The organism is Klebsiella sp. GN_Kp190 (assembly GCF_040061795.1).
GTDB lineage: Bacteria > Pseudomonadota > Gammaproteobacteria > Enterobacterales > Enterobacteriaceae > Klebsiella > Klebsiella michiganensis.
This window is the reverse complement of record NZ_JBEAFN010000028.1, coordinates 1-16,753: the sequence shown is the minus strand read 5'-3', so window position 1 is coordinate 16,753 and position 16,753 is coordinate 1. Positions and strand designations below refer to the sequence as shown.

Genomic DNA, 16,753 nt, shown 5'->3' with positions numbered 1-16,753 from the left:
GTCCACGCCAATGAAACAACACTACGTCATGGGCATTGATAACGGCGGCACCGTCACAAAAGCGGCGATTTACGATCGCGCCGGCAACGTGGTGGCCAGCGCGTCGAAGTCAACGCAAATGCTGACCCCGAAGGAATTTCACACCGAGCGAGATATCAACGAACTCTGGGCGGCCAACGTTGAAGTCATTAAAACGGCCCTCGCGCAGTCGGGGATCGACGCCAGCCAGATCAAAGGCGTGGCGGTCACCGGCCACGGCAACGGGCTGTATATGGTGGATGAAGCGGGCGCCCCGGTGCGCAACGGGATCATTTCCACCGATAGCCGGGCTAAGGGCTGGGTTGAAAAGTGGTACCGCGACCCGACGTTTGTCAGCGACATTTTGCCCAAAACCATGCAGTCCATCTGGGCAGGCCAGCCCGTCGCCCTCCTCGCCTGGCTGAAAGAGAACGAGCCTGAAGCGCTGAACAACGCGCGCTACATATTCATGGTCAAAGATCTGATTCGTTTTTATCTGACCGGCGAAGCCTTTCTCGAACTTACCGATATCTCAGGGACTAACCTGATCAACGTTCGCGACCGTGACTATGATGCCTCGCTGCTGGCCTGGTGGGGGCTCGGCGATCTGCGCGACAAGCTTCCGCCCATTAAACGCTCCACCGATTGCTGCGGCTACATTACCGACGACGTCGCGCAGCTAACCGGTTTGTGTGCCGGAACGCCGGTCTCGGGCGGCGTGTTTGATATCTCGGCGTCATCCGTCGCTTCCGGCATCAATACGCTGGATAAGCTGGCGATTATTACCGGCACCTGGAGCATCAATGAATACGTGACCGACCATCCGGTTATCGACCGGGATCTCTTTATGACCTCGATTTATCCGATTGAGGGCAAATGGTTAATTACCGAGGCCAGCCCCACATCCGCCAGTAATCTGGAGTGGTTTATCAATAACTTTATGGAAGGCGATCGCACCGCCGCGGCGGCGCAGGGATCGTCAGTCTACGATCTGTGCAATGATCTGGTCTCCACGACAACGCCCGCCGAGAGCCACCTGCTGTTCTTCCCGTTTGTCTTCGGCTCCAACACCATCCCGGACGCCTCCGCGGGGTTTATCGGCCTGAATAGCTTCCATAAAAAAGCGCATTTTCTGCGCGCTATCTACGAGGGGGTCGCCTTCAGCCACCTTTATCACACCGAACGTCTGCGCAACATCAACCCTGATCTAAGCCGCACCATTCGGATTGCGGGCGGCGTCACTAACTCTGCGGTCTGGCTGCAGATATTCGCCGATATTTTCCAGTCCACTCTGGAGATTGTCGACGTGAAAGAGCACGGCACGCTGGGCACCGCGATGACCGCCGCGGTGATGGTTGGCTGGTTTGATGACGTCTTTGCCGCCTCAAATGAGATGGTTCACGTTTCGCGAACGGTCACGCCGAACCCGGACAACAACAAGGTCTATCAGGATAAGTATCAGCTCTACAAAAATCTGCTATCGGAAATGCAGTCTCCGTGGAAAAGCTGCAGTAACTACATCACGCATTAAGCGAGGAAAGTATGGATCTGAATTTACACCACCGCACGGCTATCGTCACCGGCGGCGCAACGGGACTGGGCAAAGAGTTTGTCCTTTCCCTCGCCAGAGAAGGGGTCAACATCTGCTTCACCTATATGCGTGATGAGGAGCGCCCGGAGCAGCTGATCGATACGGTAAAAAATAGCGCCAGCGTCGAGATTATTGCGGTGAAAACCGATCTTTCCGATGAGCAAAGCCGGGAGAATCTGTTCGCGACCTGCATTGAGCGGCTGGGGAACGCCGATATTCTGGTCAACAATGCCGGGATCTGGCTAAGCGGCTACGTCACTGAAATCACCCAGCAGGAGTGGGACAGCGTGATGAACGTCAACCTGAAGGCGGTTTTCCACCTGAGCCAGCTGTTTGTCAACCACTGCCTGGCGAAAGATCGGGCCGGCAGCATTCTGAATATCACTTCTCAGGCGGCCTTCCACGGTTCGACCACCGGTCATGCGCATTACGCGGCCAGTAAAGCGGGCCTGGTGGCATTTTCTATCTCGCTGGCGCGCGAGGTGGCGAAACAGAAAATCAATGTCAACAACATCGCCGTCGGCATTATGGATACCGCGATGATCCGTAAAAACATTGAGCAGAATCCTGACTATTACGTCAGCCGTATTCCGGTGGGCCGGGTAGCCCAGCCGCACGAAATTGCCGACATCGGCGTCTTCATGGTCTCTCCGAAAACCAGCTATATGACGGGAGCGACTCTGGATGTCACCGGCGGTATGTTGATGCGTTAATTTATGGAGAATCATTATGAAATGTCTGGCAATTGCCGATCTGTTTATCAATGCAGCGATGATGGACGCGGGTCTGAAAGCGCTGAAAGATAAAGGTATTACAGTGGAAGTGCGCGAATGGTCGCACGAGTCGATTGAAAAACTGCAGGAGGATAATTTACTGGTTGAACAGCAAGGCTCCGAAGCGGTGGCGCTGCCTGCCGCCCTGCTTCAGGGCGCTGAAGAGGTTGAGATCCTGATCGTCCAGTTCGCCCCGGTCAACGCGGCGGTATTCGACAAGCTGCCAAAGCTTAAATACGTTGGCGTGCTGCGCGGCGGCATTGAAAACGTTAATCAGGCGGAGGCCAAAGCGCGCGGAGTTGAGGTAATGAACACGCCAGGACGTAATGCCCGCAGCGTGGCGGAGTTTACCGTCGGCATGATTCTGGCGGAAATGCGCAACATCGCCCGCTCGCACGATGCGCTGCGCGATAAGTTCTGGCGCAAAGAGAGTCCTAACCACCGGGCCATTCCTGAACTGGGCGGCAAAGTGGTGGGTCTGGTCGGGCTGGGGCATATCGCTCAGCTGGTGGCCGGCTTCCTGCGCGGTTTCGGCAGCGAGATTATCTTTTACGATAAGTACGTCCCCGGCCATGACAGCTATGAAAAGGTGGATTCTCTCGATGAGCTGGTTCGCCGTGCGGATGTGATTTCGCTGCATGCCCGCATGACTCCGGAAACGGAAAACCTGATTAACGCGCATCATTTTGAATTAATGAAGGAGAGCGCCATTATCGTCAATACCGCACGCTCCGGCTTAATTAATGAAGGCGATCTGATCGCCGCGCTGCAGGACGGTAAAATCATGGGCGCCGCCCTCGACACTTTTGATGATGAGCCGCTGCCGGAGGATAGCGCGTTTTATTCGCTGAATAACGTCACGATAACGCCGCATATTGCCGGCAGTACTATTGATGCCTTCAGCAATTCGCCGAAGATTTTTTCTGAGATCTTGCTGAAGCAACTCGGTTAAATATTAAAAGAGCCGCGTAAGGTTTTTGCTACGGCCCATTGGGCACGGGTTCGCTCGCGCCCAATTCGGCCGCCTTTTAAGGAAATATTATGGATATTATCAACAGCATTATTAGTCTGGGGGCATCAGTGATGATGCCAGTAATATTCTTTATTATCGCCCTGTGCTTCGGCGTTAAAATTGGCACCGCATTTAAAGCCGGCATGCTGGTCGGTATCGGTTTTGAAGGGGTGGGTCTGGTGATCGGCCTGCTGTTGACCAACCTCGGCCCGGCGTCACAGGCCATGGTTGAACGCATCGGTCTGCACCTGACGGTGGTCGATACCGGCTGGCCGACCGCCTCCACTATCGGCTGGGGCTCGCCGCTGATGCTGCCGGTGGTCGTGGGATTTATTGTTATCAATATCGCCATGCTGCTGCTTAAATTAACCAAGACGGTAAATATCGATATATTCAACTACTGGATTTTCCTGATTATGGGGTCGGTCGTGTATGCCGGCACCGGTAACTACTGGCTCTCCGTTGGCATTACCTTCGGCATATTTATCTTAACCCTGCTGGCGGCGGATTTAACCGCACCGTATTTGCAAAAAAACTATAATCTTAAAGGGATATCATTCCCCCATCTTACCTGTATAACCTACGTGCCGTTTGGTATTGCCTGTAACTATATTATTGATAAGATCCCGCTGATCAATAAAATTAATTTCGACCCGGAAAGTATTAATAAAAAATTCGGCGTCTTCGGTGAACCGCTGACCCTGGGCTTCGTGCTGGGGCTGCTGCTGGCCTTCCTTGCCGGATACGATGTTGCAGCCGCGGTGTCGCTGGCGATTAAAGTTTCCGCCGCCATGCTGCTGCTGCCGAAAATGATCGAAATTTTAGTGCAGGGTCTGCTTATCGTGCGCGATGCTGCGGAAGCGAAGCTGAAAGCGAAATTTCCCAACCGCGACTTCTATATCGGCATGGATACCGCGCTGCTTATTGGCGAACCCTCGGTGCTGGCGACCGGGCTGCTGCTGATCCCCATGGCGGTGGTGCTGGCGATTATTTTGCCGGGCAACCGCGTGCTGCCGTTTGTCGATCTGGCCTCGCTGATGTTCCTGCTGGCGATGGTGACGCCGTTCTGCAAACGCAATATGTTCCGCATGTTTATCACCGGCACGCTGGTGGTCACCTGTATTTTGTACGTCGGGACGGATATTTCGCGGGAATACACCCAGGCGGCGGTCAACTCTAACATTCCGGTGCCGGAAGGGATGGCGGAAATCACTAATATCGTGGGCGGAGCCACCACCCCGGTGGGCTGGCTGGCGGTGAAATTCGGCGAGTTTTTCAGTACCGCGCCGTAAACTCCCTCTTTTCTCACTCAGCCCGGCGCGGGAAACGGCGTCGGGCTTTTTCGTCTCGCCCTGCGTTCAAGCACAAAAAATGCCTACCAGGAGGGTAAGCTGGCAGGCATGGTTCAATAAAAGGCGTTGTCTTAGAACTGGTAGGTTATGCCCACGGCAACGATGTTATCGGTGCTGATGCTGGCATCTTTGGTGAACCTGGTGTCATCCAGCAGGTTGATTTTGTAGTCCACATAGGTAGACATGTTTTTATTGAAGTAGTAAGTCGCGCCGACATCTACGTATTCAACCAGATCCTGGTCGCCGTAGCGGCCCAGATCTTTGCCTTTTGATTTCAGGTAGGCGATGGACGGACGCAGGCCGAAATCGAACTGATACTGAGCAACCACTTCAAAGTTCTGCGCGGTATTGGCGATATAGCCTTTACCAAACTTCGTCATGTTGCGGGTTTCCGCATAGGTGGTTGCCAGGTAGATGTTATTAGCATCGTACTTCAGACCGGCCGCCCACACTTCCGCTTTTTCGCCACGGGCGTAGAAGTCAGGATTCACGCGACCTTCCCTGACCTGCGCATCGGTGCGATCGGATGCCGCGTAGGCCGCGCCTACGCCAAATCCTTCGTACTCATAGGTCGAGGCCAGACCCCAGCCGTCGCCATGCTGTTTCGCCAGATCGCGACCGTTGCCCTCTTCTTTGCCCTGGTACTGTACGGCGACGTTCAGGCCGTCAACCAGGCCGAAGAAACCGCTGTTACGGTAGGTGGCAACGCCGGTGGTACGCGCGGTGGCGAAGACATCGGTCTGGGTCCAGGTATCGCCGCCGAACTCCGGCAGCATATCGGTCCAGGCGCCGATATCATAGGCGACGCCGTAGTTACGGCCGTAGTCCAGAGAGCCAAATTCGCCAAACTTGAGGCCGGCAAACGCGAGACGCGTTTTGTCGCCGGAGTTGTCGCCTTCAACGTTATTGGCGCTGAAGTTATATTCCCACTGGCCGTAGCCGATCAGCTGGTCGTTGATCTGGGTTTCACCCTTGAAGCCCAAACGGGCATAGGTCTGATCGCCATCTTCTGACTTATCGCTGGAGAAATAATGCAGGCCGGTCACTTTCCCGTAGAGGTCGAGTTTGTTTCCGTCCTTGTTATACACTTCAGCTGCCTGCACGGTTCCTGCAGCAAGAAGTGTAGAGACGGCCACTGTTAGTAATTTTAATTTCATATTATTTCGTCCCTAACTATTAATAAAATATCAAATCTCAGATGCCTTCTGAGCGAGGCTATTATGCGATAATTCGCAAAGAGACTTGAAATTAAAAGTTCCAGTTTTTTAGACCAAATACCATAACTGTGACGACAGCAGCGGTTGTTAATTGATGTACATCAATCATTCACTGCTTGCGTTGGCAAATATTCCGAATCACGCCTTACGCAACCCAGAGATGCAGAAGGTTTGACTAAAATAGATAAATTATCATAAGGAAATTCTAATGATTAGATAAATTAAAGATTGCAATTTGTTAAAAACAATAAAAATTAATAGTTTATAATTTACACAACCAATCATTAATGTTTATTCATAAAGCCACTGATTCCCCTGATCGGCTATTAATAAGTATATTCCGATCCTTCCCCGCAGATAAATTATAGTGCCGAAATGACCACATTTCTTTATTGAAGATTCTTTACAAAAACCGTAAAAATTATAGCATAGTGGTTTAAGATGTGTTTAACACTTTCGTGAAAGGGATATCGTCAGCCCTATTTCAGGGGATAAGTTTAACTATGAATAAATACGATGAATAAATAGAACCAGGAGCTTGTCACCACTTTGATAAGCCGCTGACGCGCCGGGAACGGCTTATCCGTATCGGGGGTAAAGGAAGCTGGCGCGGGGCTGCTCCCCGCGCAATGCCTGGATTACAGGGTAAAACCGCCATCACCCACTTGCGCCCGGGCGTACCACTTCATTAGCTCGGCGGTTCCCGGCGCGTTTTCAGCTGGCGCCCACGGGGCCGCGTCTTGCTCAGAAACCGGCTGGTAACCCCCGTATTTAACCTCAAAAATTACGCCGCTTTTATCCATCGACAGCACGGCATGCCAGGTACCCGCCGCCATCTCCAGCACCTTACACTCTTCGCCTAACACCACGCGCTCGGTCACGTTGCCAGCATCATCAAAGGTCAACACCACAAAACGTCCGCTAAGGGATGTCAGCAGTTCAAAAGTGTGCGGGTGGCGGTGAGGCCGAACATAGGTACCCGGCTCCATAGCGACGGCCAGGCGTTGCACCGGATCGCTTAAGTCAGGGTGGAAATTACGATGGGCACGCAAGCGAGGCGAAGCTGCAGCCTGTTCGCTTTGTTGCCGAAGGTCACTCAACGTCATTTGTTTCATATAAGCCTTTATTGTAGTTGGGCAGCTTACGGCAATCAGGTTGTCGTAAGGCTTAATGCTATTTTCAACAGACGATTAGCTTCGCCGCTCGCGGAACACATCGCTGTGCGGATTATAGACGCTGATGCCGCGGTCCTAAAGCGCCAGAAATGACGAGAACAGATCGTGGTGGGGTTCCGTTGTCCCCCGCTCGCCCTTTGAGGTAAGACATGGGATAGATGACATGAAAAAGAGACACTTTGTGAGTACGCTCCTTAACAGTCGTGGCAGGCGGAAAAATAAGATGAGAGTGCGAAGATAAAGGTATAGTCACGCATGCAGGTGCAGCAATTAATCCGGCGTAAATTTATCGAGCAGCGAAAAAGCGTGTAAATAATTAGACAGCGCCAGTAGCGCATGAAATGAGTTAAAGCCGAACTTCTCAATTAATCTTCTTTTATAGCTGCTGTAGGCCTTGGGCGAAATGCCGAGCAGCTCCGGGTAATCTTTTGCCAGTACGGTAAATTTCATAATAAAAATATACTGAAATTCTCTCTCTGTTAACGTGATGTCCTCTCCCACGGGGATGCCATCAGTCACTCTGGCGATAATACTGGCGATATGTGCGGTGCGCCTTTTGTTTATCAAACAAATAATATTACCTTCAACCCGGAAACAAACAAAATTCTTTTTCATTTCAAAGCTGTTTATCAAAAAATGAAACTGCGCGCAGCTGCTGGATGCGTACTTTGTTAAGCACAAATCGACCAGATTCGCCTTTCTGACCGCTTTTATGTCGTTTATTTTCAGACGAATGGCTTTTTTAAAAAAATGATTATGGCTGAAAATAGTTAACATTCCTTTCCCTCATGAAACTGCAATCATCCTTTATAGAAATACGTATAATAGGCGCCATGGGGATATACCCATGAGTGAAGTGGGTGAATTATAAGTTTGTTTAATATTTATTGTCCAGACGAGTGAATTTCAGAAAAATCCCTGCGAAATGTAAACCATGGGATTTTCACTGGCCCGGAGACAGCACTCATCCCCACACTTACTTTAGGATTTTTCTTACGATGCATCGGTTAAAGAGAGATTAGCAGCATATCACTCTACGACAGAGATGATAATTAACGAATAACATTGAAAAAATTAATTTATCAAAAGATAAAACTACCAATGAGGGAATTGCGCATGAACCGAAGCGCATGCGCGCGCTGACTTCCGGGCATTTGTTTGCCCTTCGTTTAAGTCTGCGCCAGGCAGCGACCCGGCGCGACTCAGTTTATGAACGGTTTCTGGCCAGCAAAATAATAATGAAGAGACCACCGATGCCGGCCGTAATGATCCCGATAGGCAGCTCCTGCGGAGCCAGCAGCGTCCTGCTGACGATATCACCGCCGCACAGTAGCACCGCGCCCCACAGGCCGCATAAAGGAAGCAGCAGCAGATGTTTTACGCCAGAAAAATAGCGGCACATATGCGGCACCATCAGGCCGATAAAGCCAATCACCCCGGTCAGGGCCACCAGCAGCGACGTTGCTAACGCGCAGCAGAAAAACACCTCCATGCGCAGGCGGGTAACGTTGATGCCCAGCGACTGCGCGGTCTGCTCACCGGCCAGTAAGCCATCCAGGGAGCGCCAGCGCAGGAGTATGAATGCGCCGAGAAGCAGCAGACTGAACAGGGCGTAGGGCAAATTATCCCAGCGCGCCAGACCGAGCCCCCCCAGCGACCAGAATAGCACCGAGCTGGCGGCCCGCTGGTCGCCCGAGAAAATCAGATAGCTGGTCAGCGCGCCGAATAAAAAGGAGATCGCCAACCCGCAGATCACCAGGTGCTCTGCGCCACGCTGCTTTTTAAAATGAAACAGCAGCATCACCGCCACCGCCGAGCAGATGCCGCCAACGAATGCCGACACCGGCAGCGTCAGCGCGCCAAGCCGCTCACCGAATCGGGTGATCACCAGTACCGCTCCCGCCGATGCGCCGGAGGAAAGCCCGAATAAAAAAGGATCGGCCAGATCGTTGCGCGTGGTGGTCTGTAGTAGACCGCCCACGATGGCCAGCACCGCGCCCGCCAGCACCGCCAGCAGCGTTCTTGGCACGCGCAAATCAATGACAATACGTCCGATCATCTCCGAAACCGGCACATCCAGCAGCCGCAAGGCGCCGAGAACCTGGGTAAGCGACAGCGGCACGCTGCCTTTAGCCACGCTGAGCAGCATCAAGCCGGCTAATAACGGCAGCGCCCCCCACGCGGCCCAGTAGTAGCGACAGTGAGTCCCGCTCATTGGTGGGCCGCAGGATACATCGCATGAGCCAGCTTTTCGGCCGCGTTGATATTCGCCGGGCCGGGCGTCAACTCAGCATATTGCAGCTTCAGATAACGCTGCCGCTTCACCGCCGGCGTCTGTTTCATTAACGGATGATTTTCGAGGAAACGGCGCAGCGAATCAGCGCCGCTGCCGGTCTGATAATCGAGAAGAATAATAAAATCGGGTTCTGCCGTCGCCACGCTCTCCCAGGAGGTGGTCCCCCAGCTCATCTCCAGGTCGTCCATCACGTTTTTCCCTCCCGCCGCTTCGATAATCGCGGTCGGCATGGCGTACCGTCCGCTGGTAAAGGGCTTATCTTCGCCGGAATCATAGACAAACACCTTTAATGGCTGCACGCCCTGCGGCGGCTTAGGCAGCGCATTCAGCGTTTTTTTCCAGCCGTCGACCAGCGTACGGGCCTCTTGCTGCTTGCCAAAAATCTTACCCAGCGTCAGCTCATCGTTATACAGCAGGTCCATACTCGCTTTTTGTTTCTGAGAGGCGGTAAAGACGCAGCTCTCGCTCAGCACAAAGGTTTTGATGCCGTATGTTTCGAGCACGGAAGGCGTGACCTCCCCGCCGACCTTCATGCCGTAATTCCAGCCGGCGAAAAAGAAATCAGGATTTGCCGCCAGCAGCGTCTCCAGAGAGGGATATTTCGGCGCCAGCTCGGGAATTGATCTCATCTGATGTTTAAATTCCGGGGTCATTTTGTACCATCCGGTAATGCCGGTTAAGCCAACGATGCGGTCCTGCAACCCGAGAGCAAAAGCCATTTCAGACATATTAAGGTCGTGGATGACCGCCCTTTTCGGCGCCTGAGTGAAGGTCACCGGCGTTCCGCAGCTGTCAATCGTGACGGGAAAATCCGCCGCGTTCGCCGCTGAAATAAAAAGAAACGCCATCGTCCCTGCAAACCATTTATTCATGCTGCGTTATCCTCCGGTAATTTATCAGGCATAGCCTGGCACCTCAAAAATCCGCAGCGCCTTCCCGGTCATGGGATGCGGTACGGTAAAGCTGGTCAAGCCGAAGACCGGGTAAAGCCGTTGTGAAACAAGCACGCGCTCCGGCACATCCCAGGCCACGGCGCGCCCTTGCGATAAAAGCAAAACCCGATCGGCAAAGGCGTCAATCAGGGAAAGATCGTGCAATACCGCAACGACCGTGATTCCCTGGCTTTTCACTAATGACAGCAGCTCCACTCTGCCGTGGGGATCAAGGTGGTTGGTGGGCTCATCCAGCAGCAGCAGTTTTGGCGCCTGGGCCAGTACCCGCGCCAGCGCCGCCCGTTGTCTCTCACCACCGGATAACGCGGAGAGCGGTCGCTTACGCAGCCTCTGCAATCCCGTATCGTTAATCGCGCGGGTTACGATGATGTCGTGTTCGCGACGCGACATATCCCGGGCGTGGGGAATCCGCCCGAGGGCGACATAATCCTCAAGCGCCAGACGCAGGTCGGGGGTATCATTCTGCGCAAGCACCGCGATCTGCCGGGCTCGCTGCTGCCGGGTTAATGCGGCAATGGATCGGCCATATAACCGTACGTCGCCTTCCCGCGACGGCAGTTGGCAATCTATCGCGCGTAATAAAGAGGTTTTCCCGCTGCCGTTGGGCCCAATGACGGCCAGACACTCTCCTTTACCGGCGCTGAAATGAATGCCGGAGAGCATTTCCCCGCCGCCGGGCCGCGGCAATGATGCGATATTGACGCTAAGCACGGGATCATCGGCTTTTCCACTCTTTGTCAAACTCTCCTCCATTAGCCGCCTCTCCCTCTCTCTTTAGCGTGGATGAGCGAAACACGCGCTCTTTTGATTTTTGATCGGCAGGTAATGATGATAATCATTATCATTTAAAAAGAAAGGTAAATAGTCACATATTTTATAATGTCATAAATGTTATGATATAACATATCAAAAAAGAAGTGGGAAATGCAACCCGCGCTGCCGTCATGCCAAAGAGAAGCGACAAAACCACGGGGAGTTGTTCTAATAGCAGGACAGTGCTCTCTTGCAGCAAACTCAGTGAATGTGAACAGGAAACGTCAGGATGAAAACGGTAGAGTTTTTGCTTTACACCCTTAAACCGGGGACCGGGAACGAGTTTCACCGGATAATGAAGGAACAAAGCGCCCCCTGTCATCGCGCCGCCGGAATGGATATCGTCTCCTTCGGCAATTCAGTTGATGACAACGACGCTTATTACCTGATCCGGGCCTATGAGGACCTGACGCATTTAAACGCATCCCAGGCGCGCTTCTACAGCAGCCCCGCCTGGCGCGAAGGCCCGCGACAGGCCATTATCGACAGGATCAGCGTCAGCGTAAAAACGGTTATGCTGCTGAGCGACAGCGCGATTGATGGCCTGCGAAACGGCTGACCCTCCAGGGCCGCTGGCGTGGCCCAACAAAAAACGCGCTCTCTTTTGCTGTCGCAGAGATTCTGGGGCCCGGGCAAAACGCGGCGGCCGTGCCTGCCTCTGACGCCACAGTTAGTTCTGATTCAACGACTCAAGAAAGCCCTGGGGCGTCGTGTCGCCTAGCTTTTTTTGCGCCCGTCCCCGGTTCCACAGCGCGCACAGCCGCTGCAGCGTCGCGTCCGGTTCATCCAGCGCCGGAATAACGTCGGCTAATCGTTCGCTGAGCTGTACCGCTCCGCGCTCCGCCATCGCCACCGTCCGGCAAGAGAGATCCGCGCGCGCGGGCTGAAAGCCTTTATGAACATAAATCTCAAGACATTGTATACGCGCCGGACAGGCGTTCAGCGCCTCGGTCAGCCAGCTATCGACCAGCGCGGGAGAGATCCCGCTATAGATGCGGCCAAAGCACCAGCCGCTGATCGGCTCCTGCGCCCAGAGCAGATGATGTTCACCGCCGTCGTCCATCGACAGCGCCAGCTGGCGATAGTGCAGCGTCAGGGTATCCGCGCGCATTCCCGCCTTTAACGCTTTTTTCCCCTGCAGCGCGGCATTTTTCCGTCCTTCATGGGCCGGACGCAGATAGCGGTTTAGCGTGGCGCGGGAAATAGCGATGCCCAGACCCTCATTCACCATAAACAGCAGTTCGTCCAGCGGGGCGCGCAGCGCATCGCGGAGGGCGTTAATGAGGATCTCCTGCTCTTGTCTCAGTACTTTGTGTATCAAATGCGGCGTGGTGTGGTTATCGGAAATCTGGCTGCGGTTGCGCCAGCGGCGAACCGTAGTAATGGAAATCCCCAGTTCCTGCGCCAGTTCCCGGTCGCTTTTCGTCGATTCCTGAAGATATTTACGGGTTCTGGGGGTGGTGGTGGCATTAGCGTGCAGCTTAATTTCCATACGATCCTCTACAGGAAATATAACTAATCATATGAGATATATATTATTGCAGAGAATACAATGTGAACCGCTTCACCTTTCAGCCCACCGCTTTCTCTCATAATCCGCCATAGATAACACACACAGCCCTGTCGATCTTGTACGGAGTTCACAATGAACAATGTTCTGGGATTTCTTGAAGCCAAACTGATGCCTCTGGCGGCGAAAACCGCTCAGCAGCGTCACCTCGGCGCTATTCGCGGCGCCTACGTTTCATTCATGCCTTTTATTATTGTCGGTTCCATTCTGCTGGTGATCTCGTCGTTCCCCAATCAGAGCTACCAGCAGTTTATGGCCAGCACCTTCGGCGCGAGCTGGAGCGCAATTATCGAAATCCCGTTCAACGCGGTATTTTCCACAATGTCGCTGTTTATCAGCTTCCTGGTGGCCTACCGTCTGGCGGAGCACTACGGCGATGACCGCATCTCCTGCGGCATCCTCTCGCTGGTGGGTTTTCTGATCCTCACGCCGTTCATTAAGGTCGCAGAAAACGGCGGCATCACGGTGATCCCCGTGGAGTGGATCGGCACCAAAGGTTTATTCGTCGCCATGATCGGTTCGCTGCTGTGGACCGAACTCTTCTGCTGGCTAAAACGCAAAAAGCTGGTGATTAAGATGCCGGACGGCGTTCCGCCCGCCGTGCAGGAGTCTTTCGCCGCGCTGATCCCGGCGCTGCTGGTGATGATTCTGATCCTGGCGGTTCGCATCGGGTTTGCGCACACGCACTACGCCACCATCCACCAGTTTATTTATGAGGTCGTCGCCTCGCCGGTACGCCATTACGGTACCTCCTACTTCGGCGCGCTGATGACCGTTTTCAGCATTACCATTCTGTGGTCGGTCGGCATTAACTCCGGTTCGATGATCAACGGCATCATTCGTCCGCTGTGGATGGAAAATCAGACCGACAACATCGCCGCTATCCAGGCCGGCGTCACCCCGCCGCACATTATCACCGAGCAGTTCTTCGATATGATCTGGATGGGCGGCGCGGGCGCAACGCTGTCGCTGGTGATAGCGATGCTGATTTTCGCCCGCAGCAAAAATATGCGCGAAGTTGCCCGCCTCGGCGCCGGTGCCTCCATTTTTAATATCAATGAGCCTATCCTCTTTGGCCTGCCGGTGATCATGAACCCGATCATGCTGATTCCGTTTAACCTCGTGCCGCTGGTGCTGGTCACGGTGCAGTACGCAGCGATGAAGATCGGCGCGGTGGCCGTCACCACCGGCGTCTTTATCCCCTGGACGCTGCCGCCGGTGATCAGCGGTTTTATCGTCACCGGGCATCTTAGCGGCAGCGTGATGCAGATCCTCAATTTGCTGATTGGCGCCATGCTGTACCTGCCCTTCATGCGCATCGTCGATAAGCAGTATCGCGCGGCGGAAGTCACCGCCCGTGCTGAAACGGACAACACGCTTGCAAAACAGGAGTAAACCAATGTGGGGAATGATTGCCACCTGGCGAATGGCGCTGGAAGGCGTAACCGAAGCCGCGGCGGCGCTGGCATCCGGCGCTGATACCGCCAGCGCCGTGGTCAATGCGGTGGCGGCGGTAGAAGATTTTCCGCTGTACAAATCGGTGGGCTACGGCGGCCTGCCGACGGAAAACGGCGAGGTCGAACTGGATGCCGCCTTTATGCATGGCGATACCCTGGCCTTCGGCGCGGTGGGTAATCTGGTGAATATTGCCAACCCGGTGAAAGTCGCCCACGCCCTGAGCCGTCAGCGCTACAACAGTCTGCTGGTCGGCCAGGGCGCCAGAGAGTGGGCCATAAGCCAGGGATTCGCCGCCAAAGCGATGCTGACCGAACGCGCGATGCAGCATTACCGGAAGCGCTGTCGCGAAACGCTGGATAAAGGCCTCAGTCCTTACGACGGCCACGATACCGTGGGCATTATTGGCCTTGATAAACAGGGTTCCATGAGCGTTGCCACCTCCACCAGCGGCCTGTTTATGAAAAAGCGCGGACGGCTGGGCGATTCGCCGATTATCGGCTCCGGTTTCTACTGCGATAGCGAGACCGGCGCCGCCACGGCGACCGGCGTCGGTGAAGATCTGATGAAAGGCTGCACCAGCTACGAAATCGTCCGGCGAATGGCCCAGGGAATGACGCCGCAGCAGGCGGCGGACTCGGTGGTCTGCGAGCTGGAAGACAAACTGATGTCGCGCTTTGGCCGCGCGGGCGACCTTTCGGTGGTGTGCATGAACCGGCGCGGCGAATTCGGCGCCGCCACCAATATCAAAACCTTCTCCTTTGTCGTCGCCAGCGCGACGCAGCCGCTGACCGTGTTCTGCGCCGAGCGCGTTCGGGAGAAAACCCATTATCGGCCGGTGGACGACGAATGGATGCAGGCCTATGCCGCACGCATTCGCGCCCCCATCGAGGAGTAAGCCATGCTGGATTATCGTCTGATTAATCAACTGGATAGCGACTGCACCGGCGCGCATCTGGTGACCTGGCCCGGCAGTACGCTGCTGGCCCAGGCCCCGCTCAATGCCGTTCCCCTGCTCGCGGAAATGGTGGAACAGGCCGCCCGCGGCGAGGTGGCGGATACCCGCTTCGGCTGCTCCCCCTTCGCCCGCATCACCCTCATTCCGCCACCGCTGTGGAGGGAGACGCTGAACGATGGCCTGGCCGAGGCGCTGCGGCCGCTATGCAAAAAGCCGGTGAGCGAAACGCTTATCCTCGACGCTTCGCTGGAAGAGAGCAGCGGCGCGTTAACCAAAGCGCTGCGCGAACTGTTTAACCTCGACTGGCAGCTTGATGATTTGGGCCTGCATCAGGTGAAAGCCGCCAGGCCACGCCTGCGCCAGCTCGCCCTCTATGCCTTACCCGAACAGCGGTCGGCGCTGGACATCCTCGCCCATCGTCAACGGGCCACGGCGCACGGCATGCTCGCCGCGCGGCGGCTGGCGGATCTGCCTGCGGAGCAGTGTACCCCGCAGTACGTGGTGGAAGAAGCCCGGCGTCTGTGCGCGGATATCCCCACGCTGCGCTGCGAAGTTCTGGATGAAAAAGCGATCGTCGAACAAGGGCTCGGCCTGCTGCATGCGGTGGGTAAAGGCGCTGAACGCCCGCCGCGCCTGCTGGCGATTCATTATGATGGCGTCCGCGAGGGCCCGGTTCGCTGCTACGTCGGTAAAGGCGTCACCTTTGATACCGGCGGACTGTGGCTCAAGGAAGGCGCCGGGATGTACACCATGAAGTACGATATGTGCGGCGCGGCCAACGTCCTTGGCCTGATGCTGAGCATCGCCGAGCTGGCGCTACCGGTGCGGGCAATGGGCGTACTGGCGCTGGCGGAAAACGCGATTGGCCCCGCCGCCATGCAGCCGGGCAGCGTCGCCCGGGCCTGTAATGGCCTGACGGTAGAGATCAATAATACCGACGCTGAAGGCCGACTGGTGCTTTCCGATGCCATTGCCTGGGCGAGCCAGCGACATCCGCAGGCGCACTATATTATTGATATTGCGACCCTTACCGGCGCGGTGGTTAAGGCGCTGGGTTACGATTTGAGCGGCTTGATGACGCAAAGCGACGCGCTGCGGGCGGGGTTAACCCGGGCAGGAATAAAAAGCGGGGATGAGGTCTGGTCGCTGCCGCTGGATAGCAGGCTGAAGAAGCAGACCGAAAGCACAATCGCCGACCTGTGCAATACGCCCGGCAATAATGCGGCCATCAGCGCCTCCGCCGCCTGGCTTTTGCACCATTTTTGCCCGCCGGAGATCCCCTGGGCCCATCTCGACGTCAGCGGCACGGCGCTGTGGCGCGAAGGCGGTAAAAGCGTCGCTTCCGGCCGGCCGATTCCGCTACTGATTCAGCATCTGCTCGACGATATCGACGAGAGTTAACACCCTCCCCGGAGGCGATGCTGCGCATCTGTCCGGGCTACGGTTACCAGCAATCTGCAACTCTGTAGCACGGCTAAGCGCAGCGCAAGCCGGGAAAAAACCGCAGCAATACCACGTCACGGCATATTCCCCGGGTTGCAGCGTAAACGCCTTACCCGGGCTACGGGTT

The 16,753-nt window shown here is 55.1% G+C and carries 15 protein-coding genes; 8 read left to right on the top strand and 7 right to left on the bottom strand.

Features of this window, described 5'->3' with window-relative positions:
• Positions 1 to 10 precede the first annotated feature (10 nt).
• From ABLU67_RS16510 to ABLU67_RS16495, 4 genes are all read left to right on the top strand, one after another.
• Positions 11 to 1,549, top strand: a complete 1,539-nt coding sequence (locus tag ABLU67_RS16510) for an FGGY-family carbohydrate kinase (protein ID WP_049079371.1) — start codon at positions 11 to 13, stop codon at positions 1,547 to 1,549.
• An 11-nt stretch (positions 1,550 to 1,560) separates the two neighbouring features.
• Complete coding sequence (locus tag ABLU67_RS16505; RefSeq protein ID WP_014229444.1) at positions 1,561 to 2,322, top strand: SDR family oxidoreductase; 762 nt, start codon at positions 1,561 to 1,563, stop codon at positions 2,320 to 2,322.
• 16 nt (positions 2,323 to 2,338) lie between these two features.
• Positions 2,339 to 3,334 (top strand): 2-hydroxyacid dehydrogenase, encoded by a 996-nt coding sequence (locus tag ABLU67_RS16500; protein ID WP_047723784.1) that lies wholly within the window; start codon positions 2,339 to 2,341, stop codon positions 3,332 to 3,334.
• A gap of 89 nt (positions 3,335 to 3,423) precedes the next feature.
• Positions 3,424 to 4,686, top strand: a complete 1,263-nt coding sequence (locus ABLU67_RS16495) for a PTS transporter subunit IIC (RefSeq protein ID WP_004851075.1) — start codon at positions 3,424 to 3,426, stop codon at positions 4,684 to 4,686.
• A gap of 131 nt (positions 4,687 to 4,817) precedes the next feature.
• Here ABLU67_RS16495 and ompC read toward each other — a convergent pair whose 3' ends face one another.
• The 6 genes from ompC to ABLU67_RS16465 all read right to left on the bottom strand — a co-directional run bounded on the left by ompC (position 4,818) and on the right by ABLU67_RS16465 (position 11,140).
• Positions 4,818 to 5,903, bottom strand: coding sequence for a porin OmpC (gene ompC, locus ABLU67_RS16490; RefSeq protein ID WP_025106268.1), 1,086 nt, complete (start codon positions 5,901 to 5,903; stop codon positions 4,818 to 4,820).
• Positions 5,904 to 6,601: 698 nt separating this feature from the next.
• Entirely contained in the window at positions 6,602 to 7,078 is a 477-nt protein-coding gene (locus tag ABLU67_RS16485; RefSeq protein WP_348852386.1) for a WbuC family cupin fold metalloprotein, read from the bottom strand.
• Between the two features lie 330 nt (positions 7,079 to 7,408).
• Entirely contained in the window at positions 7,409 to 7,915 is a 507-nt protein-coding gene (locus ABLU67_RS16480) for a hypothetical protein (RefSeq protein WP_014229447.1), read from the bottom strand.
• A 430-nt stretch (positions 7,916 to 8,345) separates the two neighbouring features.
• The gene (locus ABLU67_RS16475; protein ID WP_004851083.1) at positions 8,346 to 9,353 is read right to left on the bottom strand and encodes an iron ABC transporter permease; all 1,008 of its coding nucleotides are present in this window, start codon (positions 9,351 to 9,353) and stop codon (positions 8,346 to 8,348) included.
• Positions 9,350 to 10,306 carry an ABC transporter substrate-binding protein gene (locus ABLU67_RS16470; protein WP_049084083.1) on the bottom strand — a complete coding sequence of 319 codons (957 nt, stop codon included), beginning with the start codon at positions 10,304 to 10,306 and terminating at the stop codon, positions 9,350 to 9,352. Before ABLU67_RS16470 ends, ABLU67_RS16475 begins: the two co-directional genes overlap by 4 nt.
• Positions 10,307 to 10,330: 24 nt before the next feature.
• On the bottom strand, positions 10,331 to 11,140 hold the full coding sequence (locus ABLU67_RS16465; RefSeq protein ID WP_014229450.1) for an ABC transporter ATP-binding protein: 810 nt from the start codon (positions 11,138 to 11,140) through the stop codon (positions 10,331 to 10,333).
• A 289-nt stretch (positions 11,141 to 11,429) separates the two neighbouring features.
• On the opposite strand from ABLU67_RS16465, the gene ABLU67_RS16460 reads away from it, so the two are divergent.
• The gene (locus ABLU67_RS16460; RefSeq protein ID WP_025106264.1) at positions 11,430 to 11,759 is read left to right on the top strand and encodes an NIPSNAP family protein; all 330 of its coding nucleotides are present in this window, start codon (positions 11,430 to 11,432) and stop codon (positions 11,757 to 11,759) included.
• A 111-nt stretch (positions 11,760 to 11,870) separates the two neighbouring features.
• Here the strand turns inward: ABLU67_RS16460 and ABLU67_RS16455 are convergent, their stop codons facing one another.
• Entirely contained in the window at positions 11,871 to 12,692 is an 822-nt protein-coding gene (locus ABLU67_RS16455) for a hypothetical protein (protein ID WP_025106263.1), read from the bottom strand.
• A 153-nt stretch (positions 12,693 to 12,845) separates the two neighbouring features.
• Between ABLU67_RS16455 and celB the strand changes: the two genes are divergently transcribed.
• The 3 genes from celB to ABLU67_RS16440 are packed head-to-tail and all read left to right on the top strand — an operon-like array spanning position 12,846 to position 16,584.
• Positions 12,846 to 14,165, top strand: a complete 1,320-nt coding sequence (gene celB / locus ABLU67_RS16450; RefSeq protein WP_025106262.1) for a PTS cellobiose transporter subunit IIC — start codon at positions 12,846 to 12,848, stop codon at positions 14,163 to 14,165.
• 4 nt (positions 14,166 to 14,169) lie between these two features.
• Complete coding sequence (locus ABLU67_RS16445) at positions 14,170 to 15,123, top strand: N(4)-(beta-N-acetylglucosaminyl)-L-asparaginase (RefSeq protein ID WP_182157913.1); 954 nt, start codon at positions 14,170 to 14,172, stop codon at positions 15,121 to 15,123.
• Between the two features lie 3 nt (positions 15,124 to 15,126).
• Positions 15,127 to 16,584, top strand: a complete 1,458-nt coding sequence (locus ABLU67_RS16440) for a leucyl aminopeptidase family protein (RefSeq protein WP_348852385.1) — start codon at positions 15,127 to 15,129, stop codon at positions 16,582 to 16,584.
• The last annotated feature ends 169 nt before the right edge of the window (positions 16,585 to 16,753 follow it).